Below are 16,166 nucleotides of genomic sequence, written 5' to 3' on the forward strand. Positions count from 1 at the left end.
TGCTCCTCATGGATTGGGCAGCGGCGCGCACGCCGCCTCCAGACGGACGATGGACCGGCTACCCGTCTCGTCCGCCAGCGTGTACGGCAATACGCATTGACTATCCGCGTCATCGCCCCATTTCACTCGCAAGCTGGCCTTGCGCGCGCCGACCCGCGCATAAGCCTGCCCCCCCTGGCCCACCATGCCGATATTGGCGCCGTCTTCCGCGTACACCATTGCGCCCATCGGCAAGGCCGAGCCATCGGCCAGCCATCCCTTGATCAACACTGCCTGGCCGCTGCGGGTGGCGAACTTCAGCCGCACCGCCGCTCCGGCGTACGGCGCGGTGCGCTGTTGGTCTCCCAGTAGCTCCACGCCTGCCGCCAGGCCCTTGCTGTCCAGCGCCACCTCGTTGTAGCGGTAAGGCGTCAGCGCCGGAATCAGCGCATAACCGGCGCGGTCCACCGTCGCGCCCAAGCCATTGCGCACCACCGCGCCGCTGGCGCCGGGCGCTTCCACCAGGCCGAAGGTTTCACTCAGGTACGGCCCCAAAGTCACGCCGCCGCGATGCAGCGCCAGCGCGCCGCGCGCGCTGACGCCGACCTGCGAAAAATCACGCCCCCGTGAATAGCTGCCGCCCAGCGTCACCGGCGCAAAGCGCTTCTGCGCATTAGCGCTCAAGCTGCCAGAACCGTCGGGGACAGCGCGCGCCACATTGACGCCATAACTGAGTGTCTGCGCCTCATCGGCGCTGCCGCTCAGCGACAATTGCTGATTGCCCTCGCCGCCGCTGCGGCTGCTGGACGCCGCCAGCATGGGCGCACGCCGCGCGGTGCCCAACGGCATGGACAGATTGAACGACACGGTATTGCCGACCCGCCCGCTGTCCAGCATCGGCAGGGCGCGGCCCATTTGGCCGACGCGCTGGCGCGAGACCGACACCCCGTAGCCGACAGAACCGATCTGATGCTGATAGCTCAGCTGCAACTGGCCGTCCCGCTGCTTGCCGCTGTAGTAATCGCTGATCGACGCGGACAGCGCCAGGCTACCGTAGCCGCCCAGCCGCTGATTGACGCTGGCGGTGAACTGATTGCGCTGCTGGAAACTGCTGGAATGCCAGCTCTCGCCGCGCCGGAACGCCTGGCGCGCGCCCACCGCGTCGACCAGATCGCGGTAGCCGCGGGTGGAGTAACGGTAACCGGCCAAGGTGATGGCCGTGGAGGTTGGCTGGAGGGTATGGCTATACGACAAGGCCGCGCGCCAGCCCATAAGTGGCCCGCCGTCGCTGTCGCGCGAGCGGGAATACGTGGCGTCCGCGCCCAGCGCACCAAAGCGCGATCCCCACACCACGCCGCCCAGCGCCGCGGCGTAGCCCGACGCCAGCCTCGCGCCCATATTGGCGGTCAGCGCATTGCTGAAGCCGCGCTGATAAGCGAGATCGGCGAACAGCGGCTTGTCGTCCAACGTGTTGCGCAATTGGCCCAAGGTCAGGTTGTAGCGCGCCTGGCCCGGCCGTATCGATGTCGGCACCGCCGCGAACGGCACGGTGAATCGTTTCACCTGCCCGTCCGCCTCGGTGATCTCCACCTCCAAGTCGCCTTGATAGCTGGTGGGGAACAGATCGTCGATCACGAAGGGACCGGGCGCGACCACGGTCTGATAAACCTCCTGCTGGCCCTGGCGCACCACCACCCGCGCATTGCTGTCAGCCACGCCGCGCACCACCGGCGCATAGCCGCGCAAACCATCCGGTAGCATCCGCTCGTCGCTGCGCAATTGCAGGCCGCGAAAACCGACGCCGCTCAACAGGCCGCCGCCGCTGGAACCGTCGCCCAGCGTCAGCTCGCTGCGCCAGCCGGGCAGCGCGCGCTGCGCATAGCTGCGAATATTATTCCAGCGCCCGCCACCGGTGCCGCCGCTGTAATTGGACTGCTGGCGCAAACGCCACAACCCCAGATTCACCCCGGCATCGGCGGCCAGATAATGGTAGTTGCTGCTGACATCGCCGCTGCTGACACGGTAGCCATTGACGTCGTAATTGACGAAGGCAATGGCCGCGCCGGCGTCCAGATCCTCCTCCGCCACCTGGCCGCGTGGCGTTCGCCGCATCGCCGCCTGCGGCAAGGACAGATCCAGCCGCAGCCGCGACAGATCGAACACACTGCCGGCGCCGGGAATACGCAAGGCCAATGGTCGGCACGCTGCGCCGTCCTCCTCATCCGGCACCAGGCTCTCCGGTCGCATCCCGGCCCTGAACAGCCAGTCCCGATCCAGGCAGGCATGGACCGGATGCTCGCCGCTACGGCGGAAGCTCACGGTCTTGCGGGAATAAAATGCGCCATTGACGAAAACGTCCACCAAGTATTCGCCTGGATCCACCTGATCCGGCTGATTGAAACGCTCAAGCCCATTCGCCAGTGGGCTGCCCAGCAGCAAGCGGCTGTCGAAACGATAAACGGGCAAGGCCGGCATGTCCGCTGCCTGTCCGCCGGCCCAAGCCGGGCCGGCGGACAGGCAGGCGGCCAATGTCGGGCGCAGAACGAGCGGCCATTTGAAGCCAGCGCCGGCGGCATCACTCCGCCAGCACGGCGGCAGACTCCACCTCATTCACCCCACCGTAGTCATTGATATGCCTAAAGCGCACCGACAGCGGCGCCCGGGGCTGCGTCAGCTCCGGCAGCGGCCAGCTGGCGCGGGAGAACGGCGTCAACATCTCGGCTTTGAAGGCATGCGCCTTGCCGTTGCTGATCAGTTGACCGCCGCTCAGCGTCAGGAAATAACCGCTGCGGTTATCGGCGCTCAAACGCCAGCCCCGGCCCTGGCGCTGCACGGAGAAGCCCAATTGGCAGGGTGCCTGTTCCACGCGGCCGGCTATCGTCGACGGGCGGTAGAACAGCTTGAGCCGGTTGCGCAGCATCACCAGCATCTGGTTCTGCCCGGAGAAAGCCTGATTGATAGACGGGATCTGCAGCAGATTGAAGTAGTAGACCGACTCTCGGTCCTGCGGCAGCGGACTGCCGTCGAACACCAAGCGCACGGTCTGACCGGCCTTGGCTTCAATGCGGAACACCGCCGGCATCACGGCGAAGGGCGCGACGGCCTGCTCCGGCGTGGAGTTCTCATCGCCGGAGTCCACCCAGACTTGCACCACGCTGGGGCTGGCGTCCTGGTTGTTCAGCTGAACACTGCTCTCATGAGCCTGCCCGGGGTAGATGATGCGGGTATTGTTCAGCACCACGCTGCCCCAGGCCAACTGACCGGCGAACAACAACAGCCATGCCGCCCAACAGGCGACCGCAGTGGCGCGTTTACTGGTAGGAAACCGCATACTGCACGCTGCCCAATACCGTTCCGGCGCTGGCGGCGTCTTCGGCATAGTAGCGCACGGCAAAATCATACGCGGCCGTGGTCTGGCCTTTCTTCAACACCAGGCCCGGCGCCTTGTAGCCACCAGTCAGATTGAACGGGCTTCCCGGCGACGCCGGGTCCAGCAATTGCAAGGCCACCTTGCCGGCGGTGCCGGCATTGCCGATATTGCCCGTGGCCGTCAAGCGGTTAGCGACGAAGACGGCGCTGATCGGGGTATCGGCGGAGGCATCCGCGGTACATCCGCTCAAGCGGATGGTGAAATCGGTCTGCCCGGCCACGGCGCCATTCTTGTCCAAGCTGCTCGCCGGCACCGTGGGCAGTAATACCACCGGGCTGGCGGTATTCCCGTTGATGTCCACCGAGCAGGTTTGAGTGGACACCTCCCCCTGGAAATTGATGGTATTGCCGGCCTGCGCTAGAACCGGAGCGCATAAGCCCGCCACAATAAGGATTCTTTTCATAAAACCCCTCACTAATTATTTTGGGACAATGCCAGCACCGGCCCGCAGCGTATTTCCATGAACCGAGGTCATGGCATGCCGATTTTATTTTTCGCCGCCCGGCCAAAAAATAGGATAATTCCTAAAAATGGCATGGCATTAAGATACAAAACGCATACCCTAACGCAGGCCTTGGTTACAACTATCTTCTATGTCATTTAGGATTTAATTTTAAAATTAATATTTCCCAAATAAAATCTTTCATTGCTAATAAATATAAATTCATCTCTCGCTATCGTTTTCTGATTCCAAACCTGTCCCGTGCCTCCACAAGCGCCCGCCGCCTTGACCCGCGCGCCGCCAGCGGCGACCATCGCCGCAAGCCTATATCCGTGTCGATAGCTTAATAGACGGCAGGCGGATGGCGGGGAGGCGCATGCGCCTGCCGGAGCTGTGGCCGGTCTGTCAACCCTGTCCTCCGCCTGCCCGCCCCAAGCACCGCATCATCGCGGACTCATGTTTGTACCGGTGGCTCATACGGGGTGGGCGGATGGCGGGGAGGCGCGCATGCGCCTACCGGGGCTATGGCCGGTCTGCTACCCCTGTCATCCGTCCGCCATCCCCTATTGCAAGCGCAGCGACCACACCCCCTTCACGCCGCGACGCCGTTTGCCTTGACCCTGCCGTATCCATCGGCAACAATCGCCGCGTGCCGCCTCATTCTGCGGTGCCTGGGTTTAGCAGCTCGACTTCATGGACTCGCCATAGACCGGCCTTACCAAGGCAGGCGGTGGCGGGGAGGCGCGCATGCGCCTACCGGGTGTCTGTGACCGGTCTGCTAACCCTGTTATCCGCCTGCCATATCCGTTTAGCAGCGGAGGCGGGCTTTCACAGAGGAGCCTTCCGATGACGCATCAACCCAGCCGGCGCTACCGCGCCTTAGTGTCTCCCTCTCTTCCACTCAAGCTCGTACTCAAGCAATTACGCCGCATGCCCGGCCTCACTTCCGGACGCCTGCACCTGCTGGAACGCCAGTTGCACATCCGCGAGCGCCATCTGCGCGCGGCGCTGAACGATCTGCACAAAGCCCATGACAGCCTGCGCGCGGTGCGGGCGCTACTGCGCCAGGCCGGTGCCCAACCCTGCCCCTGCGATGTGCTGCACATCACCCTGGAACCGGCGCAGCATTGGCTGCAAAGCGGCCTGAGCGCGCTGGCGACGCGGCATTGAAGGAGACGACGATGAAAACGGCTATCCCTATCCCCGGCCGCCATGCGCTGCGGCAATTGGAGCAGGCCTTGCACGCGCTAACGGTGGATCAGAGCGCCGAAGCGCCGCTGGCGCAGGCGCAACAGGCGCGCCGGCAATTGGAGCAGGCGCTGATCGACCACTTGGCGGTGTTGCGCGAGGCCGAGCTGGCCTTGAGTTGCGTGCTGACGCTATTGCTGCGGCATGACGAAGACGGCTTCGCCGGCAAACAGCTGCGCGTGTTGCTGGAACCGTTTCAGCAGCAGATGGAAGTGGCCTTGCACGGGCTGGAGGGCTTGCGCTGAGGCCTGAATGAATACCGCCCCGGGGCCTGGACGGCCTCGGGGCGGCGGAGACGGAGGCGGCCGCTCAAGCCGCCACCGTCAAGGGCTTACTTGCCTTTGCACTGGGTGTGCATTTCGGCGGAGCCAAGCACGCGCCAAGTACCCCATTGGCCATCAGAACCCGGTTCCTTACCCTGAGTCCACCAGCCATTCATCCATTCCTTACCGTTGTGGCTGACCTTGGTGCATTCCTTGTCATAGATCTTCTTGGCATCCCAAGCCCCTTCCACCGGCGGCGTGCCGCCGTTGTCATTGGCCTTGACCGTCAGCACATGGGTGGCATTCTTGCTGCCCAGCGCATTGCTGGCGGTGGCCTTGAAGGTGTACACGGTGTTCTTGCTCACCTTGGGCGCCGCGAAGTTGAGGGTGGCGGTATTCAATGCCAGGCCATCGATCTTGGGCGACACCGTCCACAGATAGCTCAGATTGGTGCCGGCGGCAGCGCTGGCACGCAAGCTCACGGCTTCGCCCGCCTTGGCTTCGGTCTTGCCGCTGATGCTCACCACGCCCGGCGCGATGTCGTCCACCGGCGGCTTGCCGCCTTCGTCGTGCTGGTCAATCGCGAAGCTCACTTGCTTGTTGCGGCCGAATACCTGGTTTTCGGTGGCGCTGAATTGCGGTGTGATGTCCGAGCCGATCAGCTTGCCCACCTTGACCACGCTGGAACTTTGGTTAGTCTTGCTTGCCAAGGCGTGCATCCATTGCTCCGGCTTTTCCTGGCCGGCCTTCACCACGATGCTGTGCTTTTCCAGGTCGCCGCCACGCACTTTGTCAAACACGCGCAGAGTCATCGTCACGCCGGTCTTGACCTGGCCGCCTTCCAGCGCGCCGCTGGCTTTCCATTCGATATTGTTGGCCACCACGTCCACGTCGGAGCAGGCGTAAAAGGCTTCCGCATTGTCGCTGGGATCACGCTGCCAAACGCTGTACACCACGCGCTTGCCGGTCAGATGCGCCGGAATTTTCACATCCAACTTGGTAATGCTGTTGTTGGGCGGAAGCGGCAGCGGACCGCTATTACCAATTTCTTCCAGGTCGTCCCAGCGCAGGCCCTTCTTCGGGTCATAGCTGTCCTTGCTGATATAGGTCTTGAAGTAGCTGGAGACATGGCCGGCGGTTTGCTTGTATTCGAATACCGCCTTGCCCTGAGCATCCGGGGTCACCGTGGTGACGCGCCCCTTGAAATCAGCCGCGTCCAGCGCTTTCCAGTCTTCCTTGCCGCCAGCGCACAGCAGGCCGTCCTTGACCTTGTCTTTGTGATTGCTCTTCACGCCGCCCTGCACATTGGACATCCAGCTGCTGCTTTGCGATGCGATCTTGCCGCAGCTGGCATAAGTCGGGTTGTTCCACGGGGTATCGAAGGTGGCGCAGGCGTATTCGCGGCTGGGCGGGTTCACCATGGAGCCATGGGCGGAAGCAGTGGCCGGGGCAAGCACCATCAGGGAAGCGGCGATCTGGCTCAGGGCCAATACCGGCAGCACGATTTTTCCGGTTTTGCGAGATGCGGTCATAGTTCTAAAAACCTCGGTCTAAGGGTTAAGTTGCCGCTCATTCCCAAGCCGCAGCGGCTGGTGAACGACTTGCCCGCATTGTTCCAAACCCTGGCCAGACACCCAATCATTCTCAAAGAAAGCTGAAAAGCATTCATTACACATAAAAATCAGACATTCACGCAAAAAGCCCGGCAAGCGCATGCTTGCCGGGCTTGGTTCCAAAAACGCGTTATGCGATCACGCGGACTAGGCAAAACAAGAGGAAGACGACAGCAAAACGCAATGCGCAGCCGCTACATCAGCGTTTCAAGCGCGAACACACCGCCCTGCTTGCATCGCGCAGTCATCGTAGGCAGGCGCTAGGCCGGAATGCCGCCGTGCGCGTCAGCAGCAGTCAGCGGAGCGCGGACGAATATGCCGGCCTTACTTGCCCTTGCACTCGCTATGCATATTGCTCGACCCCACAATACGCCACGCCCCCCATGCGCCGTCCGAGCCAGGCTCCAGACCTCGAATCCACCAGCCGTTCATCCATTGCTTGCCCTTGTGGCTCACCTTGGTGCACTTCTTGTCATAGGTTTTCTGGGCATCCCAGTTGCCCTCTGCGGGCGGCGGCGTGCCGCCCGCCTTGACCTTCAGCTTATGGGTGGCGTTATTGCTGCCCAAGGCATTGCTGACCGTGACTTTGAAGGTGTAATCGGTATCCTGCTTCAAGGCGGGAGCCTTGAAGTTGAGGGTGGCGGTGTTCAAGTTCAGCCCAGAGAGGCTGGGCGACACCGTCCACAAGTATTTCAGATTACTGCCGACGGCGGCCTGGGCCGACAGGCTGACATTGGCGCCGCTGTCTGCGCTGGCCGGACCGCTGACCGTGACCTTGCCCGGCGCGATTTCATCCGGCGGCTTGGTGCCGCCATCCTCGTGCTCCAGCACAAAGCTGTATTCCTTGCCCAAACCGAATACCGTGTTGGCGGTGGCATCTTGCACCGGCACTACTTTACCGTTCTGCAACTGGCCGATTTTGACCAAGCGGGATATGGCGTTGGCTTCGACAGCCAATGCATAGGCCCATGCTTGCGGCGAAGTCTGATCAGCCGCTACCGTGATGGTGTGCTTTTCAAGATCCGTGCCGCGGGCCTTGTCGAAAATACGCAGCGTAATGGTGGAATTGACCTTGGCATCGTGCGGGCTGGCCAGCAGCGGCCCCAGCGGCTTGAAGTCGACGTTGTCGGCGACGATGTTGACGTCCGAACAGCTGTAGAAGGCCTCGGGACTGTCGCTGCGCTGCCAGACATTGTAAATCACACGCTTGCCCTGCATGCCGGCGGGGATGGTGACGCTCAGCTTGGTCTTGGATTCCGGCGGCAGCGCGCCGGAATCGCCGATAGGCTGCAAGTCATCCCAGCGCAGCGGACGGCTGAAGTCGTAGGAGTCCTTGCTGATATAGGATTTGAAATAGGCGGTCGCATGCTTGGCGGTCTGATGATAGGTCATGGTGTACTTGCCATCCGGACCAGGCTTGATGGTGGTGGCGGGCCAGGCGATAGCACGGCCGTTCTGATCCTTGACCGCATCCAGCCCGGCAAACGTTTTGCCGTCGCCGCCGGCGCACAGCTTGCCATTGGGCACCACTTGCTGGTGATTGCCTCCGGCATTGCCTTGCCGTACGCCATTCCAGTCATAGATGGCTTGCGGTCCGCCGTTCAGCTGTTTGACGGCCTGGCAGCCCGCGGTTCTAGGGTTTTCCGGGCTATCCGAGCTCCGGCAGTAATAGATGCGGCTGATAGGCTCTTCCATCGAGCCATGGGCGCCGGCGCCGGCCGGAACCAGCAGCATCAGGGAGGCGGCGATCTGGCTCAGGGCCAGCGCGGGCAGGGCGAGCCTGCCGGCCTTGCGGGGTGCGGACATAGCATTCCTTGATAAACAGGGGGTGAGGAATATCAGGCCCAGGCGGCGTTTTCACTCCGCCTAGCCTGTCCGCATTGTTCCAAACCGGTTCCGTCTGCCCAATCAATCTCAAAAGAAGCTAAACAGCGCCCGGGAAAGCGCCTTCCTCATCCTCTTCGTCCTGCTGAAGGCAAGCTGGGTGCCTCAGCCTTGGCGCTTGCAATTGGAATTCACTGCCCATCCCGCTCTGGGATTTAACCTCGACACGGCCGCCATGCGCTTGCAGCACGGCCTTGACGAAGGGCAGCCCCAGGCCGACGCCGTCGCGACGCTGTTCGTCCACTTGATAGAACAGCTCGAACAGCCGCGGCAGCGCATGTTCGGGAATGCCTATGCCTTGGTCTATCACGCAGATGCCGGCCAACTCGCCCCAGCACGCCAGCCGCACCGTGACCTCGCTGCCCGGCGGCGAGTATTTGATGGCGTTGTCCAGCACATTGACCACCGCGCGCAGCAGCATGTCGTAATGGCCGTTCACCCACAGCGGCTCCGCCGCGTCCGGGCCATGCACGGCGATGCGCTGTTGCCCGGCGCCGGCGCGGATCTGGTCGACGGCCTCTTCAGCCAGGTCCCGCAGCGACACCGGCAGGAAATGTGCCGGATTCAGATGCTCGGCGCGCGACAGCTGCATGAAATCCTGGGCCACGCGCAGGCTGTAATGGACTTGCCGGCGCAGTTCATCGAGGAATTGATCTTGCCGCGGGCCGTCGCCGCCGCCGCGCTGCTCTATCAGCAGCAGGATGGCGGTGAGCGGATTGCGCAGGTCGTGCACCATTTGCCGCAGCGCATGGCGGTCGCTGGACGCTGTCTCCTTGACGCTGGGCAGATCGACCAGGCTGATCAGATTGCTGGCGCGGCCGGCGCACAGCTCCGGGCAGGGGGTGACCAGCAGCATGTGCTCGCCCGGTCCGGCGCGCACTTGCTCGATGCAGATGCCACCGCTGCGCTGCGCCTTGGCGCGCGCGCCCGCGGTCAGCGCCAGCATCCAGTCCTCGGCCCGCCGCTGTTCACCGTGCTCGCCGAGCAACTTGCGCCCGGCCTGATTGCTGAGCACGATCTTGCCGTCCTGCTCGAAGAAAATGGGGTAAGGCAGCAGATTGAGCACGCTGGCGTAGGAGTCTTGCCAGGCGCGCATTTGCCGCATCAGGCGCTCGATTTCGTCGGCGCCGGTCTCCACGCCGCCGCGCAGCGGCAAGGCCATGCCGGCTTCGCGCAGGCTCAACTGCATGGATGCGCTTTCCTGCCGCAGCAGCGCATGGGTCTTGGCCTGCCAGCGCCAGGCGCAGCCGGCGTAAATCAGCAAGCCGCCAATCAAGGGCGAGCTGACCGGCACCCAGGTATGGGCGTACAACAGCAGCAGGATGGACGCCAGCAAGCAGGTGCCCAGCCACAACCAGGCGCGGCCGTGCATGCGCGCCGGCGGCGACAGCAGGCAAACCAGCAGCAGCCCAAGCATGATGGCCAGATTGATCAGCAGCTTGTACGGGGCGGCCACCATGGACACCGGGCCGTACTCCATCAGGGTCTGGATTTGCAGCGCGATGATCTGGCTGCGAGTATAGCCTTCGGCCGCCATGGGTTTGTGACTGGCGCGCAGGCTCTTGAACGGGTCCATCGCCAGGTGGCCGACGACGACGATCTTGTTTTCGAACGCGGACGGCGGCACGGCGCCGTTCAGCACCGCCAGCATCGAGTACTGCTGCAGGCGGTGCTGGGCCGGCAGCACCAGCAGCCAGCCGTCTTCCTGCGGCGAGCAGCGCTGCCATAGTGCCGCCAGGCACCAGACTTGGCGCGCCGGCAGCTCATAGTCGGCCACCCGCAACGCTTCCAGCACGATGTTCGGCAACAGTGCCTTGCCGCGTGGAGCATAGGGCAGGATGCCGGTGGCCACATTGCCATCGCCGATCAGCAGTTCGCGCTGGCCGACACCGGCGGCGGCGGCGGCGATCCGCGCGGGCGCGTCGCCACCGACATAGGCAGGCGCCGCCACCACCACGCGCCCATGGCGCTTGATCGCGTCCAGCAGTTGTTGCAGATCCCTGTTCGCGGTCAGATTAAGGCCGAGTACCACGCTATCGGCCTGCCGCAGTTGCTCCAGCAATGCCGCGTAGCTGGCATTGGCGCGCACGCCCTTCTGCCCCAGCACGTCCAGCGTCGCCTGGTCGATATTGACCAGCACCACATCGTGCTGGTTGTCTTCGGCTTGCTGGCTGGCCAGCAATTCGAAATACAGCCGGTCCAACGAGCGGAACAAGGCGTCTTGATTGGGCACGGCGAACACCGCCACCAGCAGCGCGAAACCGATGAAGAACAGCGCGTCTTGCGTGCGCCAGCGGCGGAAAAGCAGGCACGACAGCCTCATTGCCGCGTCATGCTCCGAGAGGAAGCTCCGGTCGACGCCGGTCCGCACGGCCGAACCCGCATCAGACCCGCTCCAGGCGGTAGCCGTAGTTATATACGGTGGAGATCACGATGCCGTTGCGCGGCCGCAAGCCCAGCGCCGAGCGCAGATTGCTGACATAGGTGGCCAGGCTGGCGTCGTATTTACGGTCCGCCAGCCCCCAGATGCGCAGGCTGAGAAAGTCCTTGGTCAGGATGCGGCCCAGATTGCGGAACAGCAGCGTGGCCAGCGCGAACTCACGCGCCGGCAGCATCACTTTTTCACCGTTGAAGCTGACGCTGCGCGCCTCCGGACTGAAGCGGTAGCCGCCGGCCTCAAACTCCGCGTCCGGCTCGCCCAGCCGCTGCTGCTTGCGGAACTGGGCGGCCAGGCGCGCCAGCAATTCGCGCTCGCGAATCGGCTTTTGCAGATAGTCGTCGGCGCCACGCTCCAAGGCCTGCACAATGTCCTCTTCGTCGTCGCGCTGGGTCACCATCAGGATGGGCAGGCCCGACGGCAACTTGGCGCGCGCCCATTTGAGCACGTCTATGCCGCTGCGGCCGGGAACCTCCCAGTCCAGCAGCATCGCATTGCAGTTCTGTTCCTGGAAACGGGCGACGAAATGGTCGCCATTGCCGCAGGCGATGGCTTGATGGCCATGCTGTTCCAGCAGCTCGACGACGCGGGCCACTTGCAGCGGACAGTCTTCTAAAATTGCAACAATCATCGTATTCGGGTGCCCTTGAGGGCGGCCTTACGCGGCCGGGATCCTGGCCAGGCCGGTCCCCTTATGCCGCCTGCCCTTTGACGGTTAAGCGCCGCCGGACAACCGCCGTGAGTCGAAAACGAGGACGATTTTTCCGTAACGATGCCCGGGGGGATATAGGATGAGTCCTATTTATTCCATGAAAATGTTCAGTTTTAGTAGTGATTTGGTTTAAATCAATAAATTACAAATATCATTGACATAAATGATGAATGCCGTCCCGTCAGCGCGTGCTTCTCGCCAGAAAAACCCACTCCTGATAACTGGCCTTGTCGGCGAAATCGCCCAATTCGGCGGCAAAGCCGCGCCGCTTCAGCGGACTGCCCTCCACCAAGCTGAACACGCCGACGATGCCGCCATCGGCGCCCTTGACCAGGCCCCATTCCGGCTTGCCGCTCATCGGGTCGGCATACAGCCGGCGCAGATGGCGGCGGGTGAAGGACACTCTATCGTCCTTGAGCAGGACCTCCAGGGTCTTGGGATAGGCCGGCGCCGTGCCGCTGCGGTGATAGGATTCGATCGCGCGCTGCAATTGCAGGCCGATATGCAGCAGCTGCGCCTCTTTCTCGCGCTGCAGCTGGCGGGCCCAGGCGCCGGCCGCCGCGCTGAGGGCGACGCCGATGGCCAATACCAGCATCAGCACGCCCAGATAAGCCAGCCCGCGCTGCTTACCAGCTGCCATAGTCACTGCCGTCCAGGCCGGCGCCCTTGGCGCCGCTGCTGACTTCGCCGATGCCGCCGTCTTCCGCCGGCCGGGTTTGCCAGCCGTCGCGCTGGCCCAAGATAGGGTCCAGCGGCAATTCGCGCAGGTAGCGGTTGCTCACCAGGTCCTGCAAGGCGGAAGGATTGGCGCCGTGGTCGGCGCGGTAATCGTCCATGGCCTGGCGCAGCACCGCCAGATTGTGGCGCAGCACGGTTTCGCGCGCGCGGTCGTTGTTCTTGAAATAACTGGGGCTGACCAAGGCCATCAGCGCGCCGATGATGCTCATCACCACCAATAGTTCGATCAGGGTGAAGCCGCGCGCCGGCCTACCATTGTTGATAGGGAATGCCATTGATGCCCTTTCCGCCGCTCTTGGAACGGATGTCATAGACGTCGCGACCGGCGGAAAACGCCTCCACCGAGCTGTCGTAACTGCGCGTGTCCCAACTCTCGGCCGGGTTTTGCCCCTCGCAGCGCTCGCACATCGGGTCCGCCGGTAGCCGGCGCAGGAAGTAAAGCTTGCCGCCATTGGGATCGCTGCTATCCACCACCCCCTCGACCAGGCTGGCGAGGCTGGGCGGATAGCCGCTCTGCTCCGGCGACACCGTGATTTTCTTGTCCGTCACCGCCTGCCGATAGGCGTCGATGGCGTCGCGGATCTGCCGCAGGCTGTGCCGCAGTTCGCTCTCCTGAGCGCGCCGCCTGGCCAGATCGGCCAGCGGCAGGCTGGCGCTGAGCAGCAGCGCCAGCAGGGTCAGCGCGGCCATCAGTTCGATCAGGGTGAAGCCGGATTGAGACTTCATATCCACCTCAGGGCGCGGCCAGCGGGCTGTCCAGCGCCGGCGCGGCGGATTTGGCTGCTGGCTTGGAGGGGGACTTGGGCGCGGCGGTGGTCAGCGGCTCCACACCGAGACGGCTCTCGGTGCCTGAGACGAAGTAGCTGTCGGCGGCGGCCGGCAGTTCCAGCGCCCGCTCGATGCGCGGGGTCAGCAGCAGGATGATTTCGGTGTTTTCGTCGCTGCGCTTCTGGCCGCCGAACAGGCTGCCCAGCCAACCCAGCGTGCTGAGGCCGGGCAGGCCGTTGCTGCTGCGGTCTTGCTGCTGCTTGATCAGGCCAGCCAGCACCTGGGTTTCGCCATCGCGGGCGGTCATCACGGTTTCGGCGTTGCGGGTGCTCATCGGATAGACAATGCCGCCGCCGGCGGTCTTGACCTCGCCCTTGAGATTGCTGACCTCCATGCTGACCTTGACGCTGACTTCATCGCTGAGGCTGATCCGCGGCTCCACTTGCAGGATCAGGCCGACATCCTGGTAGTTGACCGATTCCGTCACCACGCCGTTGGCATTGGTGGTGGTGACCACCGGTACTTTTTCGCCTATCTTGATGCTGGCTTTTTCCATATTGCGCACCCGTATCTTGGGATTGGCCAGCACCTTGGTCTTGCCCTTCTTTTGCAGCAGATTGACCGCCACCCCCAGGTCGCCGCGGCTGCTGACGCCGATGCGATCACTGTTCAGATGCAGCAGATCGCCCACCGTCACCTTGTCCGCGCCGTCCTTGCCCAACACCGAAAATCGCAGATCCGGCGGATAGTCGATGCCGACGTCGAGCACATCATTGGTGTTCACTTCCAGCACTTGCACATCCATGGTCACTTCGGACTGGGCGATGTCCAAGCTGGCCACCAGGCGCTCGATCACCGCGATGACCTCCGGCGTGTCGCGCACGATCACCGCATTGGCGCGTTCGTCCAGATGCACGTTCTTGGGCGCGCTGATCTGGCGCATCGCCGCCAGCACATGGCTGGCATTGGCCTGGGCCAGGTAGAAGGTGCGGGTGACCAGTTCCTGGTATTCCCTGGTTTTTTCCGCGCGCGCCGGGTAGATCAGCATGCTGTTCTGGCTCAGCACTTTCTTGTCCAGCTGATGGGTGCGCAGCAGCAGGTTGATGGCGTCTTCCGCGGTGGTGTCGCTGGCGATGATGCTGGCCGGGGTGGCGATGGCCACTTCCGGGTCGAACACGAAGTCGATGCCAGCCAGCCGCGAGATCGCGTCGAAGATGCTGGCGATGGGCTGGACCTTGAAATTCAGCGTCACCGGCTGGCGCAGCGCGTCGGCCAGGCGCGGGCGCAGCGTGGTGCGCGCGGCGTCCTGGTGTTGCAATTCCTCGCGCAGCGCTTCCGCCTGCCGATAGCCCGGCTGTTCCTGCAGAATGCGCTTGACCCGCTCCTCGGCCTCGCGCGGTCGTTGCTGCCCCATGGCGGCGGCTTCGTCCAGCTCCGGCTTCAGCCGCAAACGGCGTTGCAGCTGACGCTGCAACTGCCGCGCGCGCATATGATCCGGCACCAGCGCCAGCAAGCGGCTCACTTCCTCCAGCGCGGCCGCGTCGTCGCCGGCCTCCATCTTGGCCCTGGCCGCTTGCAGCGTTTCCTCCGCCAATACCGTGCTCTTGCCGACCACGCTCTTGCGCCGTTCCACATCGCCGGGCTGTTGGCGCAGCGCGGTCTCCGCGGCGCGCAATTGTTCTTCCGCGCTGGCGGGCGGCTTGGAGCCGAACATCTTTTTGACTGGCCCGGGCAACGCGCATCCTCCCAGCATCAAGCTGAGTGATACCGCCAGCAGCGTGGGTTTGCAGTGCTTCATTTCATCATCGCCAGATAAATCGCGGCGTCGGGCCGCGGACCGTTGCCGGGTTCCGCCGCGCCGTCGCCGCCGTTTCAGTTAACCAATCGGGATAGTGTTATCGCGTGTTCCCGCCCTTCGGCGTCGAGCAGCACCACGCGGTCCCGCTCCAAGGCCTTGAACAGGTAATGCTCCAGCTTCGCGCCCGGCCGCAGCGCCTTGGGCAGCTTGCAGGCCGCGCACAGCAGATAGCTGTCGCTCTGCCCTTGCAACACCAGCACCCGCTGTCCCTGCTGACGCCATTCGCCCAGCGCGGTGAACGGCTCCGGGGCCGCCTCCGGCATCGGCACCGGCAAAGGAGCGGCCAGCGCGGGGGTCGGCAGCGCTTGGCCCTGCGTCGAAGCAGCCTGCAGTTGCAGCGACTCCCAGAGCTGGCCGGGAAACAAGTCCACGATCTCCTCCGCCCGCAACGGCGCCGCGCAAGCCAGCGCAAACGCCAGAAGCGAGCCGTAGCACCGCCGCCTCATTGCCCCGCTCCCAACATGCTGAGCCGCATCCGTATGCTCAGCATCACATTGGTGGTTTGCGCGCGTTCCAGCGTCAGCGTCTCCAGGCGCAGCAAGGGCTGTGCCTTCAGCGCGACCAGCGCCGCCATCAGTTCCGGATAGCGCCCGGCGGCGCTGAGTTCTACGCTGACGCGGCGCAGTTTGCCGCCGGCCTCCGGCTCGTCGCGGTAGGCGGCGTCGAACACGATCAGCCCGGCCTGGCTCAGTTGCGCCAGCAAGGCCTGCTTGCGCGGGTTCATGTCCTCGCTCAACTGCGCCCGCAGTTGCTGCGCGCGGGCGGTCGGCTCCGCCGCCGGCAAGGCGCGCGGC

The 16,166-nt window shown here is 63.8% G+C and carries 15 protein-coding genes; 2 read left to right on the forward strand and 13 right to left on the reverse strand.

The window, feature by feature from the left end:
• Window positions 1–6 precede the first annotated feature (6 nt).
• The 3 genes from LQT98_RS15395 to LQT98_RS15405 all read right to left on the reverse strand — a co-directional run bounded on the left by LQT98_RS15395 (window position 7) and on the right by LQT98_RS15405 (window position 3,812).
• The gene (locus tag LQT98_RS15395) at window positions 7–2,454 is read right to left on the reverse strand and encodes a fimbria/pilus outer membrane usher protein (RefSeq protein WP_231463328.1); all 2,448 of its coding nucleotides are present in this window, start codon (window positions 2,452–2,454) and stop codon (window positions 7–9) included.
• 100 nt (window positions 2,455–2,554) lie between these two features.
• Window positions 2,555–3,253: a fimbrial biogenesis chaperone gene (locus tag LQT98_RS15400; protein ID WP_053074505.1), complete on the reverse strand. Its 699-nt coding sequence runs from the start codon at window positions 3,251–3,253 to the stop codon at window positions 2,555–2,557.
• A gap of 37 nt (window positions 3,254–3,290) precedes the next feature.
• The gene (locus LQT98_RS15405; protein WP_048411195.1) at window positions 3,291–3,812 is read right to left on the reverse strand and encodes a fimbrial protein; all 522 of its coding nucleotides are present in this window, start codon (window positions 3,810–3,812) and stop codon (window positions 3,291–3,293) included.
• A 969-nt stretch (window positions 3,813–4,781) separates the two neighbouring features.
• On the opposite strand from LQT98_RS15405, the gene LQT98_RS15410 reads away from it, so the two are divergent.
• Window positions 4,782–5,021 (forward strand): hypothetical protein, encoded by a 240-nt coding sequence (locus LQT98_RS15410; protein ID WP_048411196.1) that lies wholly within the window; start codon window positions 4,782–4,784, stop codon window positions 5,019–5,021.
• Window positions 5,022–5,032: 11 nt separating this feature from the next.
• Entirely contained in the window at window positions 5,033–5,344 is a 312-nt protein-coding gene (locus tag LQT98_RS15415) for a DUF1484 family protein (RefSeq protein ID WP_231463330.1), read from the forward strand.
• An 86-nt stretch (window positions 5,345–5,430) separates the two neighbouring features.
• Here LQT98_RS15415 and LQT98_RS15420 read toward each other — a convergent pair whose 3' ends face one another.
• From LQT98_RS15420 to LQT98_RS15465, 10 genes are all read right to left on the reverse strand, one after another.
• Window positions 5,431–6,894, reverse strand: coding sequence for a lytic polysaccharide monooxygenase (locus tag LQT98_RS15420; protein ID WP_231463332.1), 1,464 nt, complete (start codon window positions 6,892–6,894; stop codon window positions 5,431–5,433).
• A 405-nt stretch (window positions 6,895–7,299) separates the two neighbouring features.
• The gene (locus LQT98_RS15425; protein WP_231463334.1) at window positions 7,300–8,781 is read right to left on the reverse strand and encodes a lytic polysaccharide monooxygenase; all 1,482 of its coding nucleotides are present in this window, start codon (window positions 8,779–8,781) and stop codon (window positions 7,300–7,302) included.
• A 118-nt stretch (window positions 8,782–8,899) separates the two neighbouring features.
• Window positions 8,900–11,182 carry a sensor histidine kinase gene (locus LQT98_RS15430; protein ID WP_231463336.1) on the reverse strand — a complete coding sequence of 761 codons (2,283 nt, stop codon included), beginning with the start codon at window positions 11,180–11,182 and terminating at the stop codon, window positions 8,900–8,902.
• A 61-nt stretch (window positions 11,183–11,243) separates the two neighbouring features.
• Window positions 11,244–11,927, reverse strand: coding sequence for a response regulator transcription factor (locus LQT98_RS15435; protein WP_231463338.1), 684 nt, complete (start codon window positions 11,925–11,927; stop codon window positions 11,244–11,246).
• 262 nt (window positions 11,928–12,189) lie between these two features.
• Window positions 12,190–12,648, reverse strand: coding sequence for a type II secretion system protein (locus LQT98_RS15440; protein ID WP_231463340.1), 459 nt, complete (start codon window positions 12,646–12,648; stop codon window positions 12,190–12,192).
• Window positions 12,635–13,021, reverse strand: a complete 387-nt coding sequence (locus LQT98_RS15445) for a type II secretion system protein (protein WP_231463342.1) — start codon at window positions 13,019–13,021, stop codon at window positions 12,635–12,637. Before LQT98_RS15445 ends, LQT98_RS15440 begins: the two co-directional genes overlap by 14 nt.
• On the reverse strand, window positions 12,996–13,472 hold the full coding sequence (locus tag LQT98_RS15450; RefSeq protein ID WP_048411203.1) for a type II secretion system protein: 477 nt from the start codon (window positions 13,470–13,472) through the stop codon (window positions 12,996–12,998). The genes LQT98_RS15445 and LQT98_RS15450 overlap by 26 nt, the downstream gene beginning before the upstream one ends.
• Window positions 13,473–13,479: 7 nt before the next feature.
• Window positions 13,480–15,312 carry a secretin N-terminal domain-containing protein gene (locus tag LQT98_RS15455; RefSeq protein WP_231463344.1) on the reverse strand — a complete coding sequence of 611 codons (1,833 nt, stop codon included), beginning with the start codon at window positions 15,310–15,312 and terminating at the stop codon, window positions 13,480–13,482.
• 74 nt (window positions 15,313–15,386) lie between these two features.
• Window positions 15,387–15,743, reverse strand: a complete 357-nt coding sequence (locus LQT98_RS15460) for a hypothetical protein (protein WP_231463346.1) — start codon at window positions 15,741–15,743, stop codon at window positions 15,387–15,389.
• Window positions 15,744–15,814: 71 nt separating this feature from the next.
• The coding region (locus LQT98_RS15465) for a GspMb/PilO family protein (RefSeq protein ID WP_231463348.1) at window positions 15,815–16,166 on the reverse strand (352 nt) is incomplete at its 5' end.

This window comes from Chromobacterium aquaticum, assembly GCF_021129195.1.
Classification (GTDB): Bacteria; Pseudomonadota; Gammaproteobacteria; order Burkholderiales; family Chromobacteriaceae; genus Chromobacterium; species Chromobacterium aquaticum.

Bases quoted from the DNA above. Each gene is read 5' to 3' on its own strand.
- LQT98_RS15395 (WP_231463328.1), bottom strand. From the start codon at position 2,454: ATGCCGGCCTTGCCCGTTTATCGTTTCGACAGCCGCTTGCTGCTGGGC.
- LQT98_RS15405 (WP_048411195.1), bottom strand. From the start codon at position 3,812: ATGAAAAGAATCCTTATTGTGGCGGGCTTATGCGCTCCGGTTCTAGCG.
- LQT98_RS15410 (WP_048411196.1), top strand. From the start codon at position 4,782: ATGCCCGGCCTCACTTCCGGACGCCTGCACCTGCTGGAACGCCAGTTG.
- LQT98_RS15415 (WP_231463330.1), top strand. From the start codon at position 5,033: ATGAAAACGGCTATCCCTATCCCCGGCCGCCATGCGCTGCGGCAATTG.
- LQT98_RS15420 (WP_231463332.1), bottom strand. From the start codon at position 6,894: ATGACCGCATCTCGCAAAACCGGAAAAATCGTGCTGCCGGTATTGGCC.
- LQT98_RS15425 (WP_231463334.1), bottom strand. From the start codon at position 8,781: ATGTCCGCACCCCGCAAGGCCGGCAGGCTCGCCCTGCCCGCGCTGGCC.
- LQT98_RS15430 (WP_231463336.1), bottom strand. From the start codon at position 11,182: ATGAGGCTGTCGTGCCTGCTTTTCCGCCGCTGGCGCACGCAAGACGCG.
- LQT98_RS15435 (WP_231463338.1), bottom strand. From the start codon at position 11,927: ATGATTGTTGCAATTTTAGAAGACTGTCCGCTGCAAGTGGCCCGCGTC.
- LQT98_RS15440 (WP_231463340.1), bottom strand. From the start codon at position 12,648: ATGGCAGCTGGTAAGCAGCGCGGGCTGGCTTATCTGGGCGTGCTGATG.
- LQT98_RS15445 (WP_231463342.1), bottom strand. From the start codon at position 13,021: ATGGCATTCCCTATCAACAATGGTAGGCCGGCGCGCGGCTTCACCCTG.
- LQT98_RS15450 (WP_048411203.1), bottom strand. From the start codon at position 13,472: ATGAAGTCTCAATCCGGCTTCACCCTGATCGAACTGATGGCCGCGCTG.
- LQT98_RS15455 (WP_231463344.1), bottom strand. From the start codon at position 15,312: ATGAAGCACTGCAAACCCACGCTGCTGGCGGTATCACTCAGCTTGATG.